This window comes from Halomonas sp. SIMBA_159, from assembly GCF_046536035.1.
Lineage (GTDB): Bacteria > Pseudomonadota > Gammaproteobacteria > Pseudomonadales > Halomonadaceae > Vreelandella > Vreelandella venusta_A.
This window is the reverse complement of record NZ_JAWJBT010001410.1, coordinates 1-242: the sequence shown is the minus strand read 5'-3', so window position 1 is coordinate 242 and position 242 is coordinate 1. Positions and strand designations below refer to the sequence as shown.

General features: G+C 38.8%; 1 protein-coding gene. It reads right to left on the bottom strand.

From position 1 onward, the window contains the following. Positions 1-242: hypothetical protein (locus R0J87_RS23890; RefSeq protein WP_498889513.1), on the bottom strand; the 242-nt coding region annotated here is incomplete at both ends.

The following is a 242-nucleotide window of genomic DNA, read 5'->3' as shown; positions in this document are numbered from 1 at the left end:
ATTTCGCCCGGGTTTCTCCCAATTGTTCGGATAAACTCACAATTTGATGGGTGTGAGCGGTCAGTTGATCTTCAAACGTCTTTACTTGTTTTTGATAGGTTTCCTGATGGCTATTCATTTCTAGAGCTAAGGTAGAAAGTTGACTGGTAAAGTTATAAAGCATCTCAGAATGCTCTTGTAAGCGTTGATCCATTTTTTGTATGGTTTCAGCAAGATTTTGAACAATTGTGGCTTGTTGTTGC